The 21,664-nt window shown below is 61.8% G+C and carries 15 protein-coding genes; 5 read left to right on the top strand and 10 right to left on the bottom strand.

Features of this window, described 5'->3' with window-relative positions:
• Positions 1–2: 2 nt before the first annotated feature.
• The 4 genes from NCT03_RS28590 to NCT03_RS28605 all read right to left on the bottom strand — a co-directional run bounded on the left by NCT03_RS28590 (position 3) and on the right by NCT03_RS28605 (position 6,609).
• Positions 3–1,181, bottom strand: coding sequence for a YbfB/YjiJ family MFS transporter (locus NCT03_RS28590; protein WP_250494883.1), 1,179 nt, complete (start codon positions 1,179–1,181; stop codon positions 3–5).
• Positions 1,182–1,394: 213 nt separating this feature from the next.
• On the bottom strand, positions 1,395–3,788 hold the full coding sequence (locus NCT03_RS28595; protein ID WP_244831469.1) for a polysaccharide biosynthesis tyrosine autokinase: 2,394 nt from the start codon (positions 3,786–3,788) through the stop codon (positions 1,395–1,397).
• A gap of 128 nt (positions 3,789–3,916) precedes the next feature.
• Positions 3,917–5,251 carry a glycosyl hydrolase family 5 gene (locus NCT03_RS28600; RefSeq protein ID WP_250469559.1) on the bottom strand — a complete coding sequence of 445 codons (1,335 nt, stop codon included), beginning with the start codon at positions 5,249–5,251 and terminating at the stop codon, positions 3,917–3,919.
• A complete protein-coding gene (locus tag NCT03_RS28605; RefSeq protein ID WP_244831472.1) occupies positions 5,248–6,609 on the bottom strand; it encodes a hypothetical protein in 1,362 nt (453 codons plus the stop codon). Before NCT03_RS28605 ends, NCT03_RS28600 begins: the two co-directional genes overlap by 4 nt.
• Positions 6,610–7,523: 914 nt before the next feature.
• On the opposite strand from NCT03_RS28605, the gene NCT03_RS28610 reads away from it, so the two are divergent.
• Positions 7,524–8,876 (top strand): glycosyl hydrolase, encoded by a 1,353-nt coding sequence (locus NCT03_RS28610; protein WP_250494804.1) that lies wholly within the window; start codon positions 7,524–7,526, stop codon positions 8,874–8,876.
• A gap of 78 nt (positions 8,877–8,954) precedes the next feature.
• On the opposite strand, the gene NCT03_RS28615 is transcribed toward NCT03_RS28610, so the two are convergent.
• Entirely contained in the window at positions 8,955–10,442 is a 1,488-nt protein-coding gene (locus NCT03_RS28615; RefSeq protein ID WP_250494805.1) for a SulP family inorganic anion transporter, read from the bottom strand.
• Between the two features lie 447 nt (positions 10,443–10,889).
• Between NCT03_RS28615 and NCT03_RS28620 the strand changes: the two genes are divergently transcribed.
• Positions 10,890–11,282 (top strand): RidA family protein, encoded by a 393-nt coding sequence (locus NCT03_RS28620; RefSeq protein ID WP_250494806.1) that lies wholly within the window; start codon positions 10,890–10,892, stop codon positions 11,280–11,282.
• 17 nt (positions 11,283–11,299) lie between these two features.
• On the opposite strand, the gene NCT03_RS28625 is transcribed toward NCT03_RS28620, so the two are convergent.
• From NCT03_RS28625 to NCT03_RS28640, 4 genes are all read right to left on the bottom strand, one after another.
• Positions 11,300–12,133 carry a Rossmann-like and DUF2520 domain-containing protein gene (locus NCT03_RS28625; RefSeq protein ID WP_250494807.1) on the bottom strand — a complete coding sequence of 278 codons (834 nt, stop codon included), beginning with the start codon at positions 12,131–12,133 and terminating at the stop codon, positions 11,300–11,302.
• A gap of 20 nt (positions 12,134–12,153) precedes the next feature.
• Positions 12,154–13,602 carry an aldehyde dehydrogenase family protein gene (locus tag NCT03_RS28630; RefSeq protein ID WP_250469564.1) on the bottom strand — a complete coding sequence of 483 codons (1,449 nt, stop codon included), beginning with the start codon at positions 13,600–13,602 and terminating at the stop codon, positions 12,154–12,156.
• A gap of 3 nt (positions 13,603–13,605) precedes the next feature.
• Positions 13,606–14,709, bottom strand: coding sequence for a tartrate dehydrogenase (locus tag NCT03_RS28635; RefSeq protein ID WP_250494808.1), 1,104 nt, complete (start codon positions 14,707–14,709; stop codon positions 13,606–13,608).
• 230 nt (positions 14,710–14,939) lie between these two features.
• Positions 14,940–15,860, bottom strand: coding sequence for a LysR family transcriptional regulator (locus NCT03_RS28640; protein ID WP_244831497.1), 921 nt, complete (start codon positions 15,858–15,860; stop codon positions 14,940–14,942).
• Positions 15,861–16,137: 277 nt separating this feature from the next.
• Here NCT03_RS28640 and NCT03_RS28645 point away from each other — a divergent pair, with 277 nt between their 5' ends.
• From NCT03_RS28645 to NCT03_RS28655, 3 genes are all read left to right on the top strand, one after another.
• A complete protein-coding gene (locus NCT03_RS28645; RefSeq protein WP_502800436.1) occupies positions 16,138–17,463 on the top strand; it encodes an MFS transporter in 1,326 nt (441 codons plus the stop codon).
• Positions 17,464–17,509: 46 nt separating this feature from the next.
• Positions 17,510–18,406: an NAD(P)-dependent oxidoreductase gene (locus NCT03_RS28650; protein ID WP_250494809.1), complete on the top strand. Its 897-nt coding sequence runs from the start codon at positions 17,510–17,512 to the stop codon at positions 18,404–18,406.
• Between the two features lie 294 nt (positions 18,407–18,700).
• On the top strand, positions 18,701–20,830 hold the full coding sequence (locus tag NCT03_RS28655) for a TonB-dependent siderophore receptor (RefSeq protein WP_502800438.1): 2,130 nt from the start codon (positions 18,701–18,703) through the stop codon (positions 20,828–20,830).
• Between the two features lie 48 nt (positions 20,831–20,878).
• On the opposite strand, the gene NCT03_RS28660 is transcribed toward NCT03_RS28655, so the two are convergent.
• Positions 20,879–21,640, bottom strand: coding sequence for an SDR family oxidoreductase (locus tag NCT03_RS28660; RefSeq protein WP_250494811.1), 762 nt, complete (start codon positions 21,638–21,640; stop codon positions 20,879–20,881).
• Positions 21,641–21,664 lie beyond the last annotated feature (24 nt).

Here is a 21,664-nt window from a genome sequence, read left to right on the forward strand (position 1 = left end):
GGTTATCGCGCCATCGCGCTTTGCAACGGCTTCTGACTTGCAGCGAGAATTGCACCGAGGACGAGCAGCATCGCCGAGTAGAGCATGCCTCGTTCGAGCCCCGCGCCGTCCGATACCCATCCGATCACAATAGGCCCGACGATCTGCCCGAGCGCGAACACGATGGTGAACGCGCTGATTCCCCTCGCCCACTGATCGGCCGGCAAGTTGTGCCGCACGAACGCTGTCGTTGCCGCGACCGCGGACAAGAAAGTTGCGCCGAATAAGAGACCCGAAGCGAAAGCCGCCACGGGATGCATGAAGAGCGCGGGCACGAGCGTGGCGATACCCAATAGCGCGTTGAGCACCGCAAGCGCCTGGCCGCCGCGCATGCGGTCGAGCAGCCCGGACCACAGACGCGCCGAAACCACGGTGGCGACGCCGAGCAAGACATAGAAGCTCGTGATGACAGTCGCGCTCATCGAGGCGTTGCGAAGCAGCGCGACGATGAACGTCATGTAGCCGATGTATCCAACGCCGAAGAGCGTGTATCCCGCAAGCACGAGCCACATGCGCGACACTGCCACCGTTGCGCTCGGAGGCGCCGCATTCGCTTCGGCACCGCGCGCAACTCTCGCATGATTCGATTCGATCTTGCGCGCCGCCACGATCGCCCCGGCTGAACAGAGCGCGCACACTGCGGCGAGCGCGAACCACGCGTATTGCCATCCATGCACTCGCGGCGCCACCGTGAAAGGCACGAGCACCGCCGACGCAAGGATGCCCCAGCCCGTGCCTCCGTAATACAAGCCGAGCAAGAGCCCGGCCCCGCGCGTGGAAAGCGATGCAAGCCGCGCCGCCAACACGCCGCCGCTGATGAAGATGAGCGCGCTGCCGCAGCCGGTGGCAACGCGCAGGAACAGCAGCAGCCAGGTCGAGAACGCGAGGCCGCTTGCGGCCATTAACAACGTCGTTGAAGCGCAGCCTGCGAGAAGCAATGCGGAAGGCGGCCATCGGCGGGACATGCGTGGAAAAGCCAGCGCGCCGAGCAAGTAGCCGAATGCATTGGCGGTGTTCATCGCGCCTGCTTGCGCGAAGCTCCAGCCGAGGTCGAGCTTCATCGCGGGCAACAACAGCGCGTAGGAAAAGCGGGCCAGCCCCAGCGCGATCGCGCTTCCCAGGGACAACGCAACGGCCAGCATGAGCGCGCGCCCGTGTTCGAAGTGTTCTTCCGTGGACGAAGATTCGTGCCTCGATTGCCGGTCTACCGCTCGTTTTATCTGCGACGTCACTCTCGTTTCCTTGGCGCGTTTTGCGTGACGTTATCACAGCGTTCCCGCCAATGCGAAAGGCGCCGCATATGCGGCGCCCGTTCGCAAGACCAGCGATGAGCAGGGCGTTCGCCCCGCCCTTCCTTAACGCGTGGCCGTCGTGAAGCCGTACTCTTCGCGCGCGCCGTAACGTCCCGGCGCAAAGCCGTTGAACACGTGACCGCCGATCTTCGCGCCGACGTTGCGCAGGCGGCGCAGCGTCTCTTCTAGTTGGCGTGCGCCAGTGAGATCGGCACGCGACACGAGCAGCACGAGATCGCAGTTCTGCATCGCGATGGATTGCGCGTCGCCAACAGGCAGCACCGGCGGTGAATCGATCACGATGTAGTCGTAGATGCCACGCACCATCGCCAGCATTTCCTGGAAGGCCGGGCGTCCAAGCAGCTCTGCCGGGTTCTCCGGATAAAGCGCGCCTGCGTCCATCATCGAAAGGCCGCTCGTGCCAATCCGCACGATGGCATCTTCGACGCGTGCCGAACCTTCGAGCACTTCGGCGAGGCCCGGACCCGTGCGTCCGTCGACGAGATGACGCAGCCGGCCCTGACGCATGTCCGCATCGATCAAGAGCACCGAAGCCTGCGTCTCGGCGAGCAGATAAGCGAAGTTCGACGACACGAAGCTCTTGCCCACACCTTGCGTCGGTCCCGTGAAGAGGATGATCTTGCCTTCGTGGTTGTCTGCATCGACCACATAGCCCGAGTTCATCACGCTCATGTTCATCGAAGGCATGGCGCTCAACGTGGACATGGGGTTCATCGGCGCGGTCGGGTTCATCGGGTTCCAGCTATTGAGCGCGGGATGAGCCGTCATCGGCACGCCGTTCAGCATTGCACGAACGCTGCTGCGCAAGGAGCGCAATGCTTCGATGCTCGGGTCGGTCGGGCTCGTCATGGCAAGCAGCTTGGCCGGTGCGGCGTTGTGCGTCAGTGCGCGAACGTCCTGGCGCAATTGCGCTGCGGAGCGGGCAACCACGGCGAGGCGCGGGATTTCCGAGAAGCTGTCGATCTCTTCGGGGCTGCGCAATTCGCGGCGATTCAACGCGATCAGATAGATCGCCACCGTGCTCACGAACAAGCCACCGAAGATGGAACCGAGCAACACGATCCACGCGCGCGGCCACGATTGCTTCTCGGGCGCTAGCGCCCAGTCCACCACGGCCACGCCCGGCGGCGTGCTGGCGGCAGCGACTTCGAGCTGCTGCGCGTTGGTCAGCACGCTCGTGTAAAGCTGCGTGGTGACGGCGACATCGCGTGCGAGTTCGACGTACTGACGTTGCACGGTCGGCAGGTTCGCCGCCGTCTTGGCCGTCTCGGCGATCTCGTGCTTCACCTGATTCAATTGCGTGAGCGCGCTCTGATAGTTCTCGTTTTCCGGACGGAACTTGTGCTGCGCGGCATCCAGCGCGAGCGACAACGTGGTCTGCTGCTCTTCGAGACGGCTCATGCGGGTAATGAGCGCGGTATTCTGCTGCGCCATGTCCACGGTGCCCGTCTGCGTGCGAAATGCGTTCAGGCGGCTTTCGGCGGTTTCGAGATCCTGCTTGAGGCCAGGCAGGCGCTTCTTCAGGAAGTCGAGGCTCGTCTGGGCTTGCGCGGCGCGGCGTTCGACATCGCGTTCCTGATACGTCTTGACGATGGCGTTGACCATCGCTTGCGCGTCGAACGGCGACTCGGCCTGATAGCTCAGATGGATCAGCGACGGATCATGCAGCGACGAATCGCGCGGCGGAATCGACGTACGCATGCGCAGCAACACGTTTTCGAGCGTCATTTGCTGCGAGTAACGCGTGATCTCGAAGCTCACGCCGGGACGTGCACGCAAGGTGTCGATACGCACTTCTGCAGGCGCCTGGCCGTCGACGGTCGAGACCTGGAACGGCACGAGTTCGCCGACGCGGCCCTTGGCGAGTTGCTTATCGTCCTTGTCGAAGAGTGTCCACTGACCATCCTTGTCGGCGACCACGTGGAATTTGTTGCGATAAGCCGCGCTCGGAATGTTGAAGACGCCGGCCTTCATGCGCTCGCCGCCCCATGCGTAGGAATCGAGACCGAACGGTGCAGGCGCGAGTTCGCGGTCGCCTGCATGACGCGAGGCGTACCAGCGGCCGATCAGCGGAAAGTGACTTTCGGTTTCGACGACGACATCCGCGCCGGTCTGCGTGATGGCGCTGGTGACGACCGAGCGCGAGGTCAGGACATCGCTTTCATCGCTCGCGGAGGCGTCTGCCGCCATCGAGCCGGAGACGTCGTTCAGCGAGCTGATCGACGTGCCCGCCTTGGTGCTCTGCACGCGCAAGAGCGCTTCGGCGCGATATTGCGGCGTGGCGAGCAGGACGTAGAGCACGCCAGCGGCGCAACATACGCCTGTTACCGTACCCAGCAGAGTCTTGTGGCGCACGACACTGCGCCAGAGGTCCACGACGCCATCGCCCCGTTGCGAAGCCGCCGTCATTTCGGGCTGCATATTATATGTAAGCATTTTATATCCCAACCAAGAAAACAAAAGTCGTGACGTCAGTGGCAAGGTCCGCCGTCAAACCTAACGTTATGTGATTCGATCGAAATCGAACTTCAAGTGGCGCGCTGGTCCATTCGCGCCTTGCTGCCTTACTTCGAAGCGATGGTGATGAACACCGGTCCCCGCGCTTCGGTCAACGACAGCGTGCCACGTTCCCCGTGCGGCACGCCGTACACATCGGTGACGATCGCATCAGCCGGCAGATGCGATACATCGAGGTCCATCACGTTCCCATTCCCGTAACACCACACGACGTACTTCGTTGCGTGCGCGCCATCGAGTTTCAGCACGACGTAGCGCGCTTTCTCATCGATGAAATAGCGAGCGTGCACTTCGCCCGCGGTGAAACCGAACAAATGCTTGACTGCGTCGTACGCGGGCAGCTTCGCATTGTTGGCATCGAGCAAGCCGAAGTTGTGCTCCATTTCCTTCGGGTCCGTCCCATCGTCGCGCATGTCGTAGTAGGACGTCAGTCCGACTTGCGCGATCCAGTTCATCAACAGCAGCCGCACCGCGTAGCGAGCTTGCCGCGCTCTTGCTTCGGGTGCGTGGCCGTCGTTGATCTCAGACACATATTCGTATCCAACGCTTGGGTACGACCATTCGGTTGCCCACACTTGGGGGCGTTTTGTATAACCGTTGAGGTCTTCGCGCAACACTCGATAGTCGTCGAGCACGGTTTCCGGGTTCTGCTGTCGATACGGATGCACGCTCACCGCATCGGGACCGAGCGGCTTGCCGGCTTGTCGCGCGGTTGCGCTCATGTCGCCCACGGCACGGATGAATGCGCGATCGATCTGTTGCACGCCGCCCGTCGCGACGATCGCACGCGGATTGGCCGACTTCGCCGTCGTCACCGCTGTTTCAAGCAACGTGCGATAGGCACGCGGCGAAGGCGGCGCGAGCCAGTACTTCTCGTCGTCCTCTTCGTTCCATACTTCGAAACGCACCGGCGCGTTACGGTAGCGATACGCCGCCATGTGCACGTAGGTACTGAACGCGCTCAATTGCACGGCGGAGGTCGGTGGCTGGTCCGGGCTGAAGGCGTAATGCTTGTAGCCGAGGATGAACAACGCGCCCAGGCCGCGTGCCGAAAGATTGGAGACGAGACCGTCGAAGCCGCCGAAATGCCAGCCATCCGGCGCCTGCACCGCTTCCCAGAAGAGGTCCGTGCGAACGAAGGAGAAGCCGACGTCCTTCACGGCATCGAGCAGATGCAGATCGGCGATTTGATGAATGGCGACGCCCGTATTCGCGCGCGACGCGGCAAAGCCCGGCAACTCGATGTACGGATGCTCCGTCGATTGCGACGCGCCGTCGAGCACGAGCGTCGGTGCGGCAGACGCCGCGTGCAGCGAACCGCAAAGGGAGATGAGCGCGGCAAGCACGATGCGCCGCGCCAAGCTTACGTTGGTCCGGATCACGACGAATGCCTTCCGAACGTATGACGGCTTGCTTCGAGTGCCGCGACCTGCTGGTTCGCGCGGCTCGCTTGCAGCCAATGTTCGTTCGACTGTGGCGCGAACCCGTTAAAGCCATAGCCACGCGAAGGCGCTTGCGGATACCACGGGGCAACCGGTCGAGCCATGAGCGCCGGCTGTCGCAGGTAGCTGATGGCAAGACCCAGGAACAGCAGGCAGCCGATCGATTCGCAGATGTCCGTGCTCGCCGCGCTGAAGACGAGATACAGCAGCACCGACCACGCAGCGCGATCGTTCGACGCCGAATTCAGCATGAGCCGCACGAGATACACGACGAGCACCAGCGCGCCGACGAAACCGAAGCACGCAATTGCATAGAGCACGGTGTTATCGGCATACGCAACGTTGAAGCCGAACGGGCTTTCGTAATAGCTCGCGGCCGAGCCGAACGCGCCCGGCCCGAGACCGAACCAGATGCGTTCGTGCTTCATGAGACCTTCGATCAGAAGCGGCCATGTGTTGATCATTCGATCCTGGAACGACGACAGCGTGACGTATCCGCGGCTCGCCAGATTGAATGCGGAGGCGGCGAAGAATGCGACGATCGGCAGGACGATCGGGAAGCCGCTCGCCCACAGACACGCTCGCTTGATGCCGCGCGTGGAAAACAGCATGTGCACGATGACGACGATTGCGAGCGACACCGGCGCGGTCTTGTTGGTCGTGGCGTAGATGGTGGCGCCGGCGAGCGCGAGCAGCACGAACTGCAGCGCCTTCGAGCGGATGTGCATCAAAAGCCACGTGGTCAGAAGGCCGGCCATGAGCGCCACCGATGCGCTGTCGCGACCGAATCCCGACAGCCGCGATGCAACGCCGACGTACGAGGACGTGGCCATCGTCACGTTGTGTCCACCGACCGATACGCTTGCGCCCACCCAGGGCAGCTTCAGCATGCTATTGGCGAGAATACCGATGCCGCAAAGCGCGGCGAGTGTGAGCAGTCCGAGGAACGCCGAGCGTCCGTTCATGAGCGCGAGCGTCTCGCGGGACGCGGTGAGTGCGAAAAGCAGAGGCGTCACGCTCCACAGCCAGAATCCGACTGCGGCAGGCTCGACGCCGTGCGACAGCGAAAGGAAGGTCTGCGTAAGCAGATATAGCGCGATGAGCGCGTGCGTCGCCTTGGGCCGCGTGAGAAGGACGTATAGCACCCAGCCCAACATCAGCACCTTGGGAAGATACGCGGCGGGCGCCATGCCCATCGTCGACGTGTAGTAGCGGATCACGCCGGAGAGCACGTCGCTCGCCACTGCGACGATGAACGTCGCAACCCATAGCTTGTCTTTTAGTGATGCTTTGTTCATCGAGTGACCGTCGCATGTCCGTCGGAAGGAAAAGTCGGTTGCACGATCAAATCGGCAGCCGCTTCGTGTTCTTTGCACGCTTGGCGCAGAGTCGATTCAAGTCTGGCCGGACTCGTCTCAGGACCGAAAATTACCTTTGTACGACAAGTGACTCTGTGCGCGCACGCACGCATGAACTTGCGGGCGACAGCTAAACGTTTGCGCCACGGTCCAAACCGCCTCTCACGCACATCGAGCGTGCGGTAAGCCACTTATCGCAAGGTGCCAGTTGAAGCCCGGCTAAAGCTTTTAGGCGAGCGGTTTGAAGGGGGGAATCACAGGACTCGTGCGCGGTCTATGCGGGCGATTATCTTCGTGCGTTTCGCGACTGCAACCGCGGTTGATCGCAGGCGATTAATACGCAATAAATTCGGCGCATATCCGGACCGAAAAGGCACGCTGTCGCATTCCGCCACAGCCTTAGCCACAATGGCGCGCCGACGCTATCGCGTATGAAGATTACAGAATTCGTCGTTACTGAAAGGTTTGAAAACGATTCAAAAGCCAACATCATTTCGCGTCAAACTTTAGGGTGGAAAACAGATTATTTATTCACGGTTTTGTACTATAAAAGTACGTTTTTCCGTTTGGTCCAACTGGTTACATGCTGTTACGTCTTTTATCGTACTTAACGACGTTTCAACTGTGTAACATTCCTCATGACCCCTCCGGCAATAAACGGATGACGGTCGCGCCTTAATTGTCCAGGCGCATAGGCTGATTCGCCTCTCTCTCCCAAAGCACTGCTTACCGAGGTCCTTTAAGGCACTCGGGGGAGACCCTTTGCGCGGTCAGAATCAATGCACACTGAGCCATTATCCAAAATGAAGAATAATCGTCTGGTCGTAATTTCGTGCTATTTAGGCACCCTAATCTTGTCCGCATGCGGTGGCGGTGGCAGTGACGGAACGCCGTCGAGCGTCGTCAACAGCGCAACCGATCCCGTTGCGGTGGTGGATATCGCCAAGCATCCTGCTTCGGTGAGCGGCACCGTCATTCCCCCGGCCACGTCGATCAGCGACTCGTCGGGCGCGGTGTGGACGGTCAAGAGCGGCGTGGTGTATCGCGCCAATCAGAAAGCCGGCTTCTCGCAGGACGTGATCGCGCTGCTTTGGTACGCAGGCAAGATCTATCAGCAGAACGTGAACAAGCTCTGGTGGGTCTGGCAGAACAACACGTGGGCAGTTTCGGCCGATCCGCGCCCTGCAGCTTCGACGCCCGCCAGCACGCCGGCATCGACGAACGCGGGCTCGACTTCGGGCTCTGCTTCCGGTTCGACCACGACAGCCATGCCGTTCTTCGGCGTCAACGAGCACTATGCCTACGGCGGCGTCTATTCGTCGACGCCGCTCAGCACGCAGGCATCGACCATGGTCGACCTCGGCCTGACAGGCATTCGGCAGGACGTGCACGGTTACGATCAGATCGACACGCTCGCGAACAAGGTCATTCCCGGCCTAGGTTCCAGTGTCACGGTGATGCCGCTGATCGATGCCTATCCGTGGGACGATCCTTCGCTGAACGGCAAGACGCCGACCGAAGACAGCGCCTACGCATATGCGTATTCCATGGCCGCTTACGCCGCGACCAAGCTCAAGGGCGTGCCGGTCGTCGAGTTCGGCAACGAGTACGACCTCGACACGCATAACCGCAAGATTGCAAACGATGGCGTGAACGTTTCCGACTACGACAACACCACGTGGCCAATCTGGCGCGGCGCGCTGCGCGGCTATTACGACGGCTGGCGCTCGGTGGATACGGCCGGCCAGACGAAGGTCATTGCCACGGCTTCGGCGGGCTTCCTGTACCTCGGCTGGTACAAGGGCATGTTGACAGGCGTGCAGCCGGATGGCTCGACGGGACATCCGAAGGTGAAGACCGACATCATCCAGTTGCACTGGTACTCGGACGGTCTCGATCCTGAGAACACGTGGGGCAAGGACGGCACCAACTACAACGTGCTCAAGATCATGCACGACACGTACAACCTGCCAATCATGTTCACGGAAATTGGCGTGAATATGGACTTTTCGACGGCTCAGGCGCAGGCCTATATCACGAAGACGGTCCCGGAACTTTACGCGGCACGCAGCACGTATAACGTGATCGGCTTCCAGTGGTACGAGCTCTACGACGATCCTACCGGCGACTACGGCATTCTCACGAATAGCGGCGCGAAGAAGGCGATCTATTCGACGATGAAGGCAGCAGTGGCGGCTTCGAAGTAATCGAGTTTTGCTGTAGTACCAAAACACCCGGCGCAAGGTTCAACATGCCTTCCGCCGGGTGTTTCGCATTTCAAGGTCTCACGCATTCGCGACCGAAACGCCCGCGCGCTGGAGAATGTGCTGACTACGCGGTGACAAGTTCGCGAACTGCAAACGCTTCCCTGCCTTTCGATAGCGGTCTTGCAACGTTTCGAACGCCACGATTGCAGAGTGATCCGCGACATGCAGATGCTGACAATCGACGATGACATCGTCCGCATCGTTCTGCGGATCGAAAAGGTCCTGAAAATTCGCCGTCGATGCGAAAAACAGAGTGCCGTGCAGTACGTAAGTACGTGTGCACTTTTCATCGGAATTCGCGTCCGCGCGAATCTCGCGGGCATGTTGCCAGGCGAAGTTCAACGCGGCGATCACGATGCCGCATAGCACCGCAATCGCCAGATCGGTGAACACGGTGATAACCGTGACCGCAACGATCACGATTGCGTCATTACGCGGCACTTTACCGAGCACACGGAGCGATCCCCACGCGAAGGTCTGCTGCGCCACGACGAACATCACGCCGACAAGCGCGGCGAGAGGAATTCGTTCGATAAACGGCGACAGGAAAAGGATGAACAGCAAGATCATGATGCCGCTCGTCGCACCCGATAAGCGGCTGCGTCCGCCCGAACTCAGGTTGATCATGGTCTGACCGATCATGGCGCAACCGCCCATGCCGCCGAACAAGCCGGATACGATATTCGACACGCCAAGCGCCACGCATTCGCGATTGGGCTGTCCGCGCGTTTCGGTGATCTCATCGGTCAGATTGAAGGTCAGGAGCGTTTCCAGCAAGCCGACAATCGCCATGAGAAGCGCGTAAGGGAAGACGATCCTGAGCGTATCGAGATCGAGCGGTATCGTCGGCAGATGAAAGCTCGGGAACGCGCCCGCGATGTGCGCCATGTCGCCCAGTGTCCGCGTCGGCAAGTCGAGCAACTGGCTTATCAGGCCGATACTCAGAATGGCGACGAGCGCCGGCGGCACCGCCTTGGTGATGCGCGGCAGCAGATACACGATCAGCATCGTCAATGCGACGAGACCCGACATGACCATCAACGGCGTTCCCTGCAACCAGACTTCGCCTTGCGGTGTGGCGCGTTTGAAATGCTCGAGCTGCGCCATGGCAATGATGATCGCGAGGCCATTTACGAAGCCGATCATCACGGGATGCGGCACCATGCGGATCAGCTTGCCGAGACGCAAAAGTCCGAAGACGGTCATCAGCACGCCGCCGAGAATAACGGTAGCGAGAAGATACTGAGCACCGTGCTCGACCACGAGAGCGACGATGACGACCGCCATCGATCCCGCCGCGCCGGAAATCATGCCCGGTCTGCCGCCGAAAATGGCGGTCAGCGCGCAGATGATGAAAGCGCCGTAAAGGCCCATCAAGGGATTCACTTGCGCGACGAGCGCGAACGCAATGCACTCGGGAACGAGCGCAAACGATGACGTGAGGCCCGCGAGCACATTCGCGGGAACATGCGTGAGCCATTGCTGCTTGAGAGATTGAATCTGCATCGAATGAGTTCCGCAGTCCGCACATGGCGCACTGCGTTTGAAAGCCGGCGCGAAACGCCGATGGTGTCGAACGGAGTCGCCGGTGTCGAATCGACGAGATGGCAGCACGCCGCCTGAAGCAAGCCAGGCGAACGCACCCGTACACGCGAACCCCCAAGGTGCAAAGCCGTCTGAACGGTCGGAGGTTCTCGGAAAGCTACATGGGTGCGTGAGAAATTCGGTGTGGGCGGGAGATCGCCCGGGAAGGCTCGTAGTTTACCCTAATCCGTAAATTCGAGTAATGCGCTTGCCTCCGGCCAGTCATGCAGCATGCGCTTGAATGCAATCGTCGACATTCCACACTTCACTCCAACTCAAAACGTTTCCACTCAGGCATCGGCGATACTGCAATCACACGCCGCTAGCAACTTCGCGGACTCGATGAACAACTCTTTGAGCGTACACATCATGAGCCGGGAAATCATTCGTGTCGAACCGCTTTCAAGCTGGCTCGAGCGCTGGAATGCGCCGACCTCCGCCGTCACGCGTCATCGCGACACGGTGTACGTGTCAGGCTTTCCTCCGTTCGATCCGCAGACCGGCGAGGTCATGCAAGCATCGATCGAAGTGCAGACCCAACGCGTGCTGGAGCAACTGAAGCTGTGCGTCGAGACGGCGGGTTCATCGCTGGATCAGGTTCTCAAGTGCAACGTCTATTGCACCTCAGTCGCCGCTTTCCCGGTCGTGAACGACATCTACGGACGATTCTTCGGCCCCAATCCGCCCGCGAGAATCTTCGTCAATGTGCCTGCGTGGCCGGGACATTTCGATATCGAGATCGACTGCATCGCGGCGATATAGCGTGCTGACGTGTGCCCTTAACTTCCCCGCACCGTTCCCGTCCCCCCAAGCCGCGCGGCCAGCACGGACAACGCATCGTAGGCTTCGCGCGATACCTCGTCCCACGCTGCGATAGCCCGCGACTGCGCTTCCACCACCGCGCGGTCGCCTCGCGCGGCGGGGCCTGTCAGCGCATCGCGCGGGCCGAGGGCAAGCACGTTATCGACGGAATTGCGCGCAAGCGTATGCATCATGTCCTGAATCAGCGTGTCCGGAATGCCCGCCGCTTGCCACATCTCGACGGACATCGCCGCGAGCACCGGCAAAAAGTTCGATGCCATGACCGCCGCCGAGTGATACAGCGCCTTGCTGCCCGGCTCGATGTCGAAACACCGCGCACCGATCGCGCCCAGCACCTCGCTCCATGCGCCACGCGCGGCGGCGTCGCCTTCCAGACCGCATGGCGTGCCTTCGAACTGGAAGACGGAGGTGCCGGGGTTGGCGAAGCTCAACACGGGATGCGCGCTCGCAACGCTCCAGCCGATGCCGCGCAAAGGCGCGAGCGTGTCGGCATCGAGCGCGCCGCTGCAATGCACCGCCACCGATGCGCCCCGGCCTTCGTGCGCGCGAGCGAGCTGCTCGGCCACTTCGGCGATGCGCATGTCGGGCACCGACAAGAGCCAGATATCGGCGGGGCGCATCGTGGCCAAGTCTTCGGCTACGCGGCCCGCGCCGATGAAATCGACCGCTTCGGCGGCGCGTTTGGCGTCGGTATCGAAGACATCGCCGATATCGAGCACGCGGTTCGCGACGATCAGATTGCCAAGCGTCGCGCCCACGCGCCCCGCGCCGATGATGTTGAGTTTCGCCATGTTGCGAAAGCGCGTGCGCCTCAACCGTGCCGAATGGCGATGGTCTTGAGGCTCGTGAAGCCATAGAGCGCTTCGAAGCCTTTCTCGCGCCCGTGGCCGCTCGCCTTCACGCCGCCGAACGGCAGTTCGACGCCGCCGCCCGCGCCATAGTTGTTGATGAAAACCTGCCCCGCCTGCAGCTTGCGCGCGAGGCGCAGACCACGCGAGCCATCGCGCGTCCAGACGCCCGCGACGAGGCCGTATTGCGTGCCGTTGGCGAGTCGCACCGCTTCGGCTTCGTCGTCGAAAGGCATGACGGCAAGCACCGGCCCGAAGACTTCTTCCTGCGCGAGGCGGCTGTCCGGCGGCACGTCGCGAAACAGCACGGCTTCCTGGAAGAAGCCATTACGCGATGCCTCCGCCGCGATCTTGCCGCGCGCCGCGACACGGATACCTTCGCCTTCCGCTCGCTCGACGATGCCGCGCACCCGCGCCTGCTGCTTCGCGTTGACGAGCGGCCCCATGTCGAGGTCCATCGACGGCGGACCGGAACGCAGCGTCTCGAAGCGCGCGGCGAGCCGCTCGACGACGCTTTCGTAAATGCCGCGCTGGACCAGCAAACGGCTGCCTGCCGAGCAGGTCTGCCCCGCGTTCTGGATGATCGCGTTGAGAATGACGGGCAGCGCTTCGTCGAGATCGGCATCGTCGAAAACGAGTTGCGGCGACTTGCCGCCGAGCTCGAGCACGCTCGGGCAATGACGCTCCGCCGCCGTGCGTCCGACCAGCGCGCCCGTGACCGTCGAGCCCGTGAACGAGATGTGGCCGATGCCCGCGTTCGCCGACAACGCCGCGCCCGCTTCGCTGCCAAGACCCGTGACGACGTTGATCGCGCCCGCCGGAAAGCCGATGTCCGCGGCGATTTCGGCGAGTCGCAGAATCGACAGGCTCGCGTCCTCGGCAGGCTTGACCACGCACGCGTTGCCCGCCGCGAGCGATGCGCCGACGCTGCGCCCGTAAATCTGCATCGGATAATTCCACGGGATGATGTGCCCGGTCACGCCAATCGGCTCGCGCACGGTCAACACGGTGAAGCCCGTGGTATAGGGCAAGGTCTCGCCGTGCAGCTTGTCGACGCAGCCCGCGTAGTACTGAAGATAACGCGCGAGCACGGCCGCGTCGGTGCGCGCGGTCTTGAGCGCCTTACCGGTGTCGCGCGCTTCGAGTTGCGCGAGTTCGTCGCCGTGTTCGAGCACGGCGGCGGCATACGCGAACAACAGATTCGAGCGCTCGGCCGGCGAGAGTTTGGCCCACGCTCCATCGAGCGCTTCGCCCATCGCGCCGCGCGCGGCGGCGACCGCAGCATCGATATCGGCGGCGTTGCCGCGCGAGATGTGAGCGAACGGCTCGCCCGTGCTCGGATCGATGACATCGAGCGTCGCGCCGCTATCCGGCGCCTTCCATGCGTTGCCGATGAAGTGTCGATATTCCATGTCTTACTCCGTGATCAGTGCGTGTTCCGTGACGGCATCGGCGATCGCCGTGCCAACTTCGACGGTGTTGGCGCCGCCACCCATGTCCGGCGTGCGCGGACCTTTGTCGAGAACGGTTTCGATCGCCGCGACGATGGTTTTGGCGGCCGCTTCGTAGCGCGCCTCGCCGCGTCCGAGATGCTGAAGCATCAGCGCCGCCGACCAGATCTGCCCGATCGGATTGGCGATGCCGCGCCCGGCGATGTCAGGCGCGGAACCATGCACCGGCTCGAACAGCGACGGAAAGCGCCGCTCCGGATTCAGGTTCGCGGAAGGCGCGATGCCGATGGTGCCCGTGCAAGCCGGCCCGAGGTCGGACAGGATGTCGCCGAACAGGTTGGATGCGACGACCACATCGAAACGGTCCGGGTTCTGCACGAAGTGCGCGCACAGAATGTCGATATGGTACTTGTGCGTTTCGATGTCCGGATAGCGCTTCGCGGCTTCGGCCAGACGCTCGTCCCAGTAAGGCATGGTGATGGAGATGCCGTTGGACTTGGTCGCGGCCGTGAGTTGCTTGCGTGGCCGGCTTTGCGCCAGTTCGAACGCGAACTTGAGAATGCGGTCCACGCCCGTGCGCGTGAACACGGCCTGCTGCGTGGCGAATTCGCGCTCGGTGCCTTCGAACATGCGCCCGCCCACCGACGAATACTCGCCTTCGGTGTTCTCGCGCACCACCAGAAAGTCGATCTCGCCAGGCTTGCGGTTCGCGAGCGGCGACGGCACGCCGGGCATCAATCGCACGGGGCGCAGGTTCACATACTGGTCGAATTCACGGCGAATCTTGATGATCGATTCCCACACGGCGGTGTGATCCGGCACGACGTCGGGCGTGCCGACCGCGCCGAAGAAAATGGCGTCGTGCTTGCCGATCTGCTGGTCCCAATTCGCGGGCATCATCGTGCCGTGTTGCAGGTAATGCTCCGTGCACCACGAGCCGAATTCGTCGAAATTGAGCGCAATGTCGTAACGCGCGGCCACGGCCTTCAGCACGCGCAGGCCTTCGACCATCACTTCCTTGCCGATGCCGTCGCCGGGAATGACGGCGATGTTATGAGTTGTTGTCATGATCTGCAAAGCCTCCGAAAGTGCGACGCGGGAATGCCCGGCGAGAAGGCACAGGAGGCGGGCGCACCCAAGGCGCGCCTCTATGGAAATTGCGTTGTCTCCTGCGTCTCTTTTGCTCGCGAGCGCGGCCGCGCCCGGGCATCGGACTATGTCGAATGCCAATCTAGCGGACGCATTCGAACGACGGAAGTGCGAATCGAGGAACGGTGGCTTCGAAAATCCGGAAGGGCTCAGCGCGCGGGGCGCTCGGTATCGAGTTGCGCCGTGCTCGCGGGTCCGATCTCACTCAGAAAGTCGAACAGCCTGCGCGTAGGCAAGGCCGCCGCGCCTTCGCGCATGCCAACCGACATCATCCGTTCGGCCCAGGAATTGGTCAGGCGAATGAAGCGCAAGCGCATCGGCTGAAGAAACAGCTTCACGGCGCCCTCGGGCAACACGCCGATACCCTGCCCCACGGCGATCAACCGGCACATGGCCTCGAAGCTCTGTACCTGCACGCGAAAGCGGATGGTCTTGCCCGCCAGCGCCGCTTCCTTGACCAGCATGCGCGTGACTTCGGCTTTGTCGTCGAGCGCGACAATATCGTGTTCGAGCAGCGCGGCGAACTCGATCTCGTCTCCCTGCAATACATGATCTTCCGGCACGACCACGCTGATCCGGTCGCTGCAATAAGGCGCGAGGCGAATGCCCTCCATGCCCGTTTGCGACGTCACGACGCCGATATCCGCCCGGCCATCGCGCAATGCCTGCAAGATGTCGGCGCTGCGCAATTCGCTGATATGCAGCTTGATGTCGCGATACTTCTGCGAGAACGCTCGCAGATGCTCGGGCAACTCCTGGCTGATCGCGGAGATGTTGGCGAAGACGCGCACCCGGCCCACCGAGCCTTTCGTGTAGTCGGACAGCTCGCTATAGATGGCGTCGGTCTTGAGCAGCAGCTCGGTGCCGTGGCGCGCGAGCGCTTCTCCGGCGGGCGTGGGCTCGACGCCCGCCGAAGTTCGATTGAGCAGCGCCACCCGGAAATGATGCTCGAGCAGCGCAATGCGCCGGCTGGCCGTCGACAAGGACATATGCGAATGCTGCGCCGCCTTCGACAGACTCCCCGTCTCGACTGCGCGCAGAAAGAGAGCCAGTGAGGTGAGATCGAACAAACCAGACGCTCCGTGAATGGATCATGCCGCGCAGTATGGCACCCTCGCGGCGGCCCTCAGTCTTCGCGCCCTACAGGATTACCCTGAGCGATGCACGCGCGTGGCCGCTCGCATCGGGCGTTCGAACAATTCGAAAGCCCGCTTCAAGGAATTCGCATATCGACGGCGCGCGGCACAGGCTAAATTTCTCATGTCCTGCTGCGTCCGCCGTTTGCCACGAATCCGGCGACACTGACAGGGCTTTAAAAAAATCAGTACATATATGACGGAGACAGACGTGGAAATCGATGCGACCAGCATGCCGGGCGGCGCTCTGCCGTCCGCACCCGCGCGCGACGCGGCCGCCGAGGACCGGATTTTCCGGCGCCTCGCGCTACAGATCCTGCCCATTCTGATGTTCGCGTACATCACCTCGTATATCGACCGGGTGAACGTGAGCTTCGCCAAGCTGCAGATGGCCCAGCAACTCGGCTTCTCCGATGCGGTCTTTGGTTTCGGCGCGGGCATCTTCTTTCTCGGCTATGTGGTCTTCGAAGTGCCGAGCAACATGATTTTGCAGCGCGTCGGCGCACGCCGCTGGATCACGCGGATCATTCTGTCGTGGGGCATCGTATCCGGGCTTACGGCGTTCGTCGCCACGCCGATGCAGTTCTATGCCATGCGCTGTTTGCTGGGCGTCGCCGAAGCGGGCTTCATTCCGGCGATCATCTTCTATATCAGCCAGTCGTTTCCGAGGCACTGGCGCGCTCGCATTCTCAGCATGTTCTACGCGGCGCTCGCGCTGGCGGGACTGATCGGCTCGCCGCTTACCGGCTTCATCATGGAATACTTCAACGGCCTGATGGGCTTGCCGGGCTGGAAGTGGATATTCATCATCGAGGCGCTGCCCGCGTTTCTCGCAGCGGTTTATACGTGGCGAGGTCTGGAAGACGATGTCACGCGAAGCAAACACTGGAGCGAACCCGAACGCGCTTTGTTGTCGCGCGTGCTCGCCGCTGACCGTGCGATCACCGCCGAAGCCAATCACAAGGGCCTTTTGTCGAGCTGGCTCGTGTGGGCGTTTTGCCTCATCTACTTTCTCGACGTGTTCGGCATCTACGGCTACACCTTCTGGGCGCCGACCATGATCAAGTCGATGGGCATCAAGAGCGACTTCGTGATCGGCCTGCTCGCGGCGCTGCCAAACGCGGTTGCGGTCGTCGTCATGGTGCTGTTCGGGCGCAGCGCCGACAAGCGCGGCGAACGGCGCTTGCATGTCGCGGCCTTGCTGTTGATGGGCGCGGCAGGATTGTCGCTCTCGGTGCTCTGGCATGACAACTTGTGGCTCGGCATGCTTGCGTTGTGCATGGCCAACGCGGGATTGCTGTCGTTGCCGCCGCTTTTCTGGAGCATGCCGACGGCGGTGCTGGGCACGAGCGCGGCTATCGGCATTGCATGGATCAGCGCCTTCGGCAATCTCGGCGGCTTCTTCGGTCCTTATGTGGTGGGGTATCTGAAACAGCTTTCCGGCGGCCTTACGCTGCCGATTTTCTCGATGGTCGGTTGCCTTCTGCTCGGCTTCGTACTGGCGGTGATGTTGCCCAAGAGGCTCGTCAACCGTTGATGCGGATGCAACCGGCTTTCCAAACGACAACTCGAAGAGATAGAGCATGAAGCAACGCATCGGCATGATCGGTATCGGTCTCATGGGACACGGTATTGCGCGCAACGTGATGAAGCACGGCTACCCGTTGAGCGTGGTCGAGCATCCCGGCAACCAGCCGCTCGACGAACTGCTGGCGGGGGGAGTCAAGACCTTCACCACGGGCGAGGCGCTCGCGCGCGAGTCCGAGATCGTCATTCTGTGCGTGACCGGATCGCCCGAAGTGGAAGCGGTTCTCAGTGCGCCCGATGGCGTGCTCGCGGGTTTGCAGCCAGGCACCATCGTGATCGATTGCTCGACGGCCGTGCCCGCATCCACGACGCGCGTGGCCGATCGCGTGACGCAGGCGGGCGGCCTCTTCATCGATGCGCCCATGACGCGCACCGCCAAGGAAGCGCACGAAGGACGTTTGAACTTGCTGGTGGGCGCGGACCCGGAATTGTTCGCGCGAGTGGAGCCGCTGCTGCGCACGTTCGCGGAGAACATCACGCTGGTCGGCGGCACTGGCGCGGGACACAGCATGAAGTTGCTGCACAACTTCGTGTCGCTCGGCACGATTGCGTTGATCTCCGAGGCGGCTGCCTGCGCGAAGCGTGCGGGCGTGGACCCGCAAACTTTCGTCGATGTGCTCGCGAAGGGCGGCGGAGGCGGCGCGGCGCTGGAGCGGCTGCGGCCATCGCTTATCGACGGCGATCCTTCGAGCATGCCTTTTCATATGTCGAACGCGCTGAAAGACCTCGGCTACTACGTGACGATGGCCGGCGACACCCATGCCGTCGATGCCATTGCCACCGCCGTGCAGTCGACTTACGCAGCGGCGGTCGAGCTTGGGGGAGCGCACAGGACGTTGCTGGAGTTGCCGGGGTTGTTGGGTGATGCGGCTGCGGATTCCGAGCGACGTTGACGGTATTGCTGGCCGCACATTGCGGCATGTAGCAGGCGGCGCGTGAAGCTCGTTTGATCGAACATTTCGCGCCGCCTCGAACGAATTAATCAGCGACGCCTACCCGCAAAAGGCCGCCAGCAGCCCTTCTCGGCGCCCCTAGATCAAACATCGAAGTTTACAAATTCCCAAACACCCGTCAGAATTGCGCCCGTTCTAATGCGAATAGTTCGCATTTACGGCCAATAACTCGACGACGGAAAATTAGGGATGAAATCAGCACCACGGGGCAGTACAACCATCGGCAAATGGGCGATGCGCCCGTCCACACTGGCGACGCTCCTGCTCTTCGCCACCAGTCAATCGGCCCTTGCGCAGCAAAGCGACACCGGCTCATCGACATCCGGCAACGCCACCGAAGCCACACTCCCCGCAGTCTCCGTCACCGCTTCATCCGACACCGATCAAGGCCAGCATCTGCGCCGCGACGTTAGCACCGGCGCGCTCGGCACCCGCACGCAACTCGACACGCCCTACTCGACCACTATCGTCACCGGCGAAGAACTCGCGGATCGTCAGGCGAAAAAGCTCGGCGATGTCTTCGCGCAGGACGCATCCGTGTCGGACAACAGCAATCCGTACAACGCGTGGGCGAGCTATATCACCGTGCGCGGCATGCAACTCGACTGGCAGAACGGTTACAGGATCGACGGCCAGCCGTTCAACGCCTACGGCATCACCATGCCCTACGAGCAACTCGAAAGCGTCGAACTGCTCAAGGGCTTGTCGGGCTTCATGTACGGCTTCGGCGCGCCCGGCGGCGTGGTCAACTATGTGACGAAGAAGCCGCCCGTCACGGATAAGCAGATCGCCAGCGTCGATGTCGGCTATGCGTCGACGGCCGTATGGTCCGAGCATGTCGACCTGGGTGGGCGTATCGGACCGAACAGCATGTTCGGCTACCGCTTCAACGCGACGCACGAGGAAGGCAAGACCTATAACGACGGCAACGTGCGCCGCGATTCGTTTTCCCTTTCCGCCGATGCACGCCTCACGAAAGACCTCATCGCCACCTTCGGCGCGCTGTATCAGGAACGCCATGCGTCGGGCATCACGACGGCCATCTCGACCGCGCAATACACGGGCGCCTCGTTGCCCGCGACGCTCAGTGGCGGCAGCAGCACGCTCGTCACGCCGGACCAGCATCTGAACACGAACTTGCAACTCTATACTGCCGGCTTGCGCTACAACCTGAATCAGGACTGGACGCTTTCGGCCTCATACAGCTTTAGCAAGAGCACGCGGTATCGGAACGAGAGCACGTACAATCTGCTCGATCCAGCGGGCAACTACGACGACTTTCGCTTCGAAGGCAAGGAAGGGCATCAGCTGAATGCGTGGCAGGTCATGGCCGAAGGTCTCGTAAAGACCGGGCCGCTGCAACATCAGCTCGTGTTCGGCGCCGCGTATCAGAAGCAAACCAACGACAACACCGCGAACAGTTTCTACGACCAGATCGGCACGGGCAACATCTATCAGCCGAACGTCAATCGCTACGACAGTTCGGGCTTTTACACCTATCGCAACGCGGACATCACGCAGAAAGCGCTGTTCGCAAGCGATACCATCGCGCTCACCGAACGCTGGTCGGTGCTCGGCGGCGTGCGCTATACGAATTACGAGCAGCACGGCTACGGTAACGACGGCACGACGACTTCGACTTACTCGCAAAACGGCGTGGTCACGCCGAGCGTCGCGCTGATGTTCAAGCTCACGCCGGGCACGACGCTCTATGCGAGCTACGTCGAATCGCTGGAAGCGGGCAATGTCGTCGGCGACTTCTACGCCAATGCCGGAGCGATCCTCAACCCGCTGCGCAGCAAGCAATACGAAGTCGGCGTGAAGAGTCAGAACGAGCGCTGGAGCGCGACGGCTGCGCTGTTCCGCATCGAACGCGGCGCGCAATACGCCAATGGCGATAACGTCTTCGTGGAAGATGGCGAGTCCATCTTCGAAGGCATGGAAGCGGGCGCGGATGTTCGCATCGGTCGGGACTGGACGGTCGGCGGCGATCTGATGTGGATTGCGACGCACTACAAGAAAGGCTCGACATTCGACGGCAATCGCGTCGCGGGTGCGCCCGGCTTCGTCGCGGCGGCGCACGTGAATTATGCGGTGCCCGTGGTTCCGGGCCTGACGCTCGGCGCCAATGCGAAGTTCACGGGCAACACGAACCTGCGTCCGTCCGGCGATCTGAACGTGCCGGGCTTCATGATCTACAGCCTTGGCGCGACTTACACGACACGCATCGCGGGACATAACGTCGGCGTGCGCGCGGCTATCGACAATCTGACGAATCGGCGTTATTGGGAATTCCAATATGCCGACTACATTCAGCCTGGCGAGCCGCGCACGGTTTCAGTCAATGCGCGTTTGGAGTTTTAAGGAGGATCGGGGGCGTTGCAACCTGGGCGCCCCTTCTCGCCTTCACGCTCAAGCGACCGGAATGGGATTGTCCGTCACGAACTGATTGAACTGCTCGACGAACGCATGTTCATTCGGTCCGGCGTTATCGCGCAGCGGCTTCGCGGCATCGACCACGACTTCCGTCGTCGCTTCCGGCAGCTTCTGCATGATTTCGGCGATGAACGCTTCCAGCTGCATCGCGCGCGGATCGCCGCTCTTGTGGACCAAGTCCGTGTCCACCCACGGCGGCGCGATCTCCAGCACGCGCACGCTCGAATCGCGCAGCACGAAGCGTTGCGACATCGAATACGAATGGATTGCCGCCTTGGTTGCCGAATACAGCGCGGTCGCGGCGAGCGGCACGAACGCGAGCACCGAACTGTTGTTGACGATATACGCCTGTTGCTGCGTCTTCAGATGTTCGACGAACGCCGCGCTCACGCGCACCGTGCCGAGCAGATTCGTGTCGATGAGGCGCACCGCGGATTCATCGTCGAGCGCGCCGCCTGCATCGTCGAACGGCATGATGCCCGCGTTGTTGATGACGACATTCAACGCCGGATACTTTGCGATCAATTGCGCGGCGACGCTGCGAATCTGCGCGGCGTCGGCGATATCGAGTTCAACCGTGTCGATGCCCGGATTCGCGCTTGCCACTTCATCCAGCAGCGCACGGCGCCGTCCCGCGACGATCACCTGATTGCCGCGCTGATGAAGCGCTTCCGCCAACGCGCGGCCAATGCCCGAAGTGCCGCCCGTGATGAAGATGGTATTGCCCGTGGTTTTCATGGTCAGTCCAAATGTGGAAAAGAG

The organism is Caballeronia sp. GAWG1-1, assembly GCF_023631465.1.
Taxonomy (GTDB): Bacteria; Pseudomonadota; Gammaproteobacteria; order Burkholderiales; family Burkholderiaceae; genus Caballeronia.

Bases quoted from the DNA above. Each gene is read 5' to 3' on its own strand.
- NCT03_RS28605 (WP_244831472.1), bottom strand. From the start codon at position 6,609: ATGAACAAAGCATCACTAAAAGACAAGCTATGGGTTGCGACGTTCATC.
- NCT03_RS28630 (WP_250469564.1), bottom strand. From the start codon at position 13,602: ATGGAATATCGACACTTCATCGGCAACGCATGGAAGGCGCCGGATAGC.
- NCT03_RS28590 (WP_250494883.1), bottom strand. From the start codon at position 1,181: ATGCTGGCCGTTGCGTTGTCCCTGGGAAGCGCGATCGCGCTGGGGCTG.
- NCT03_RS28620 (WP_250494806.1), top strand. From the start codon at position 10,890: ATGAGCCGGGAAATCATTCGTGTCGAACCGCTTTCAAGCTGGCTCGAG.
- NCT03_RS28635 (WP_250494808.1), bottom strand. From the start codon at position 14,709: ATGACAACAACTCATAACATCGCCGTCATTCCCGGCGACGGCATCGGC.
- NCT03_RS28650 (WP_250494809.1), top strand. From the start codon at position 17,510: ATGAAGCAACGCATCGGCATGATCGGTATCGGTCTCATGGGACACGGT.
- NCT03_RS28595 (WP_244831469.1), bottom strand. From the start codon at position 3,788: ATGCTTACATATAATATGCAGCCCGAAATGACGGCGGCTTCGCAACGG.
- NCT03_RS28660 (WP_250494811.1), bottom strand. From the start codon at position 21,640: ATGAAAACCACGGGCAATACCATCTTCATCACGGGCGGCACTTCGGGC.
- NCT03_RS28615 (WP_250494805.1), bottom strand. From the start codon at position 10,442: ATGCAGATTCAATCTCTCAAGCAGCAATGGCTCACGCATGTTCCCGCG.
- NCT03_RS28655 (WP_502800438.1), top strand. From the start codon at position 18,701: ATGCGCCCGTCCACACTGGCGACGCTCCTGCTCTTCGCCACCAGTCAA.
- NCT03_RS28625 (WP_250494807.1), bottom strand. From the start codon at position 12,133: ATGGCGAAACTCAACATCATCGGCGCGGGGCGCGTGGGCGCGACGCTT.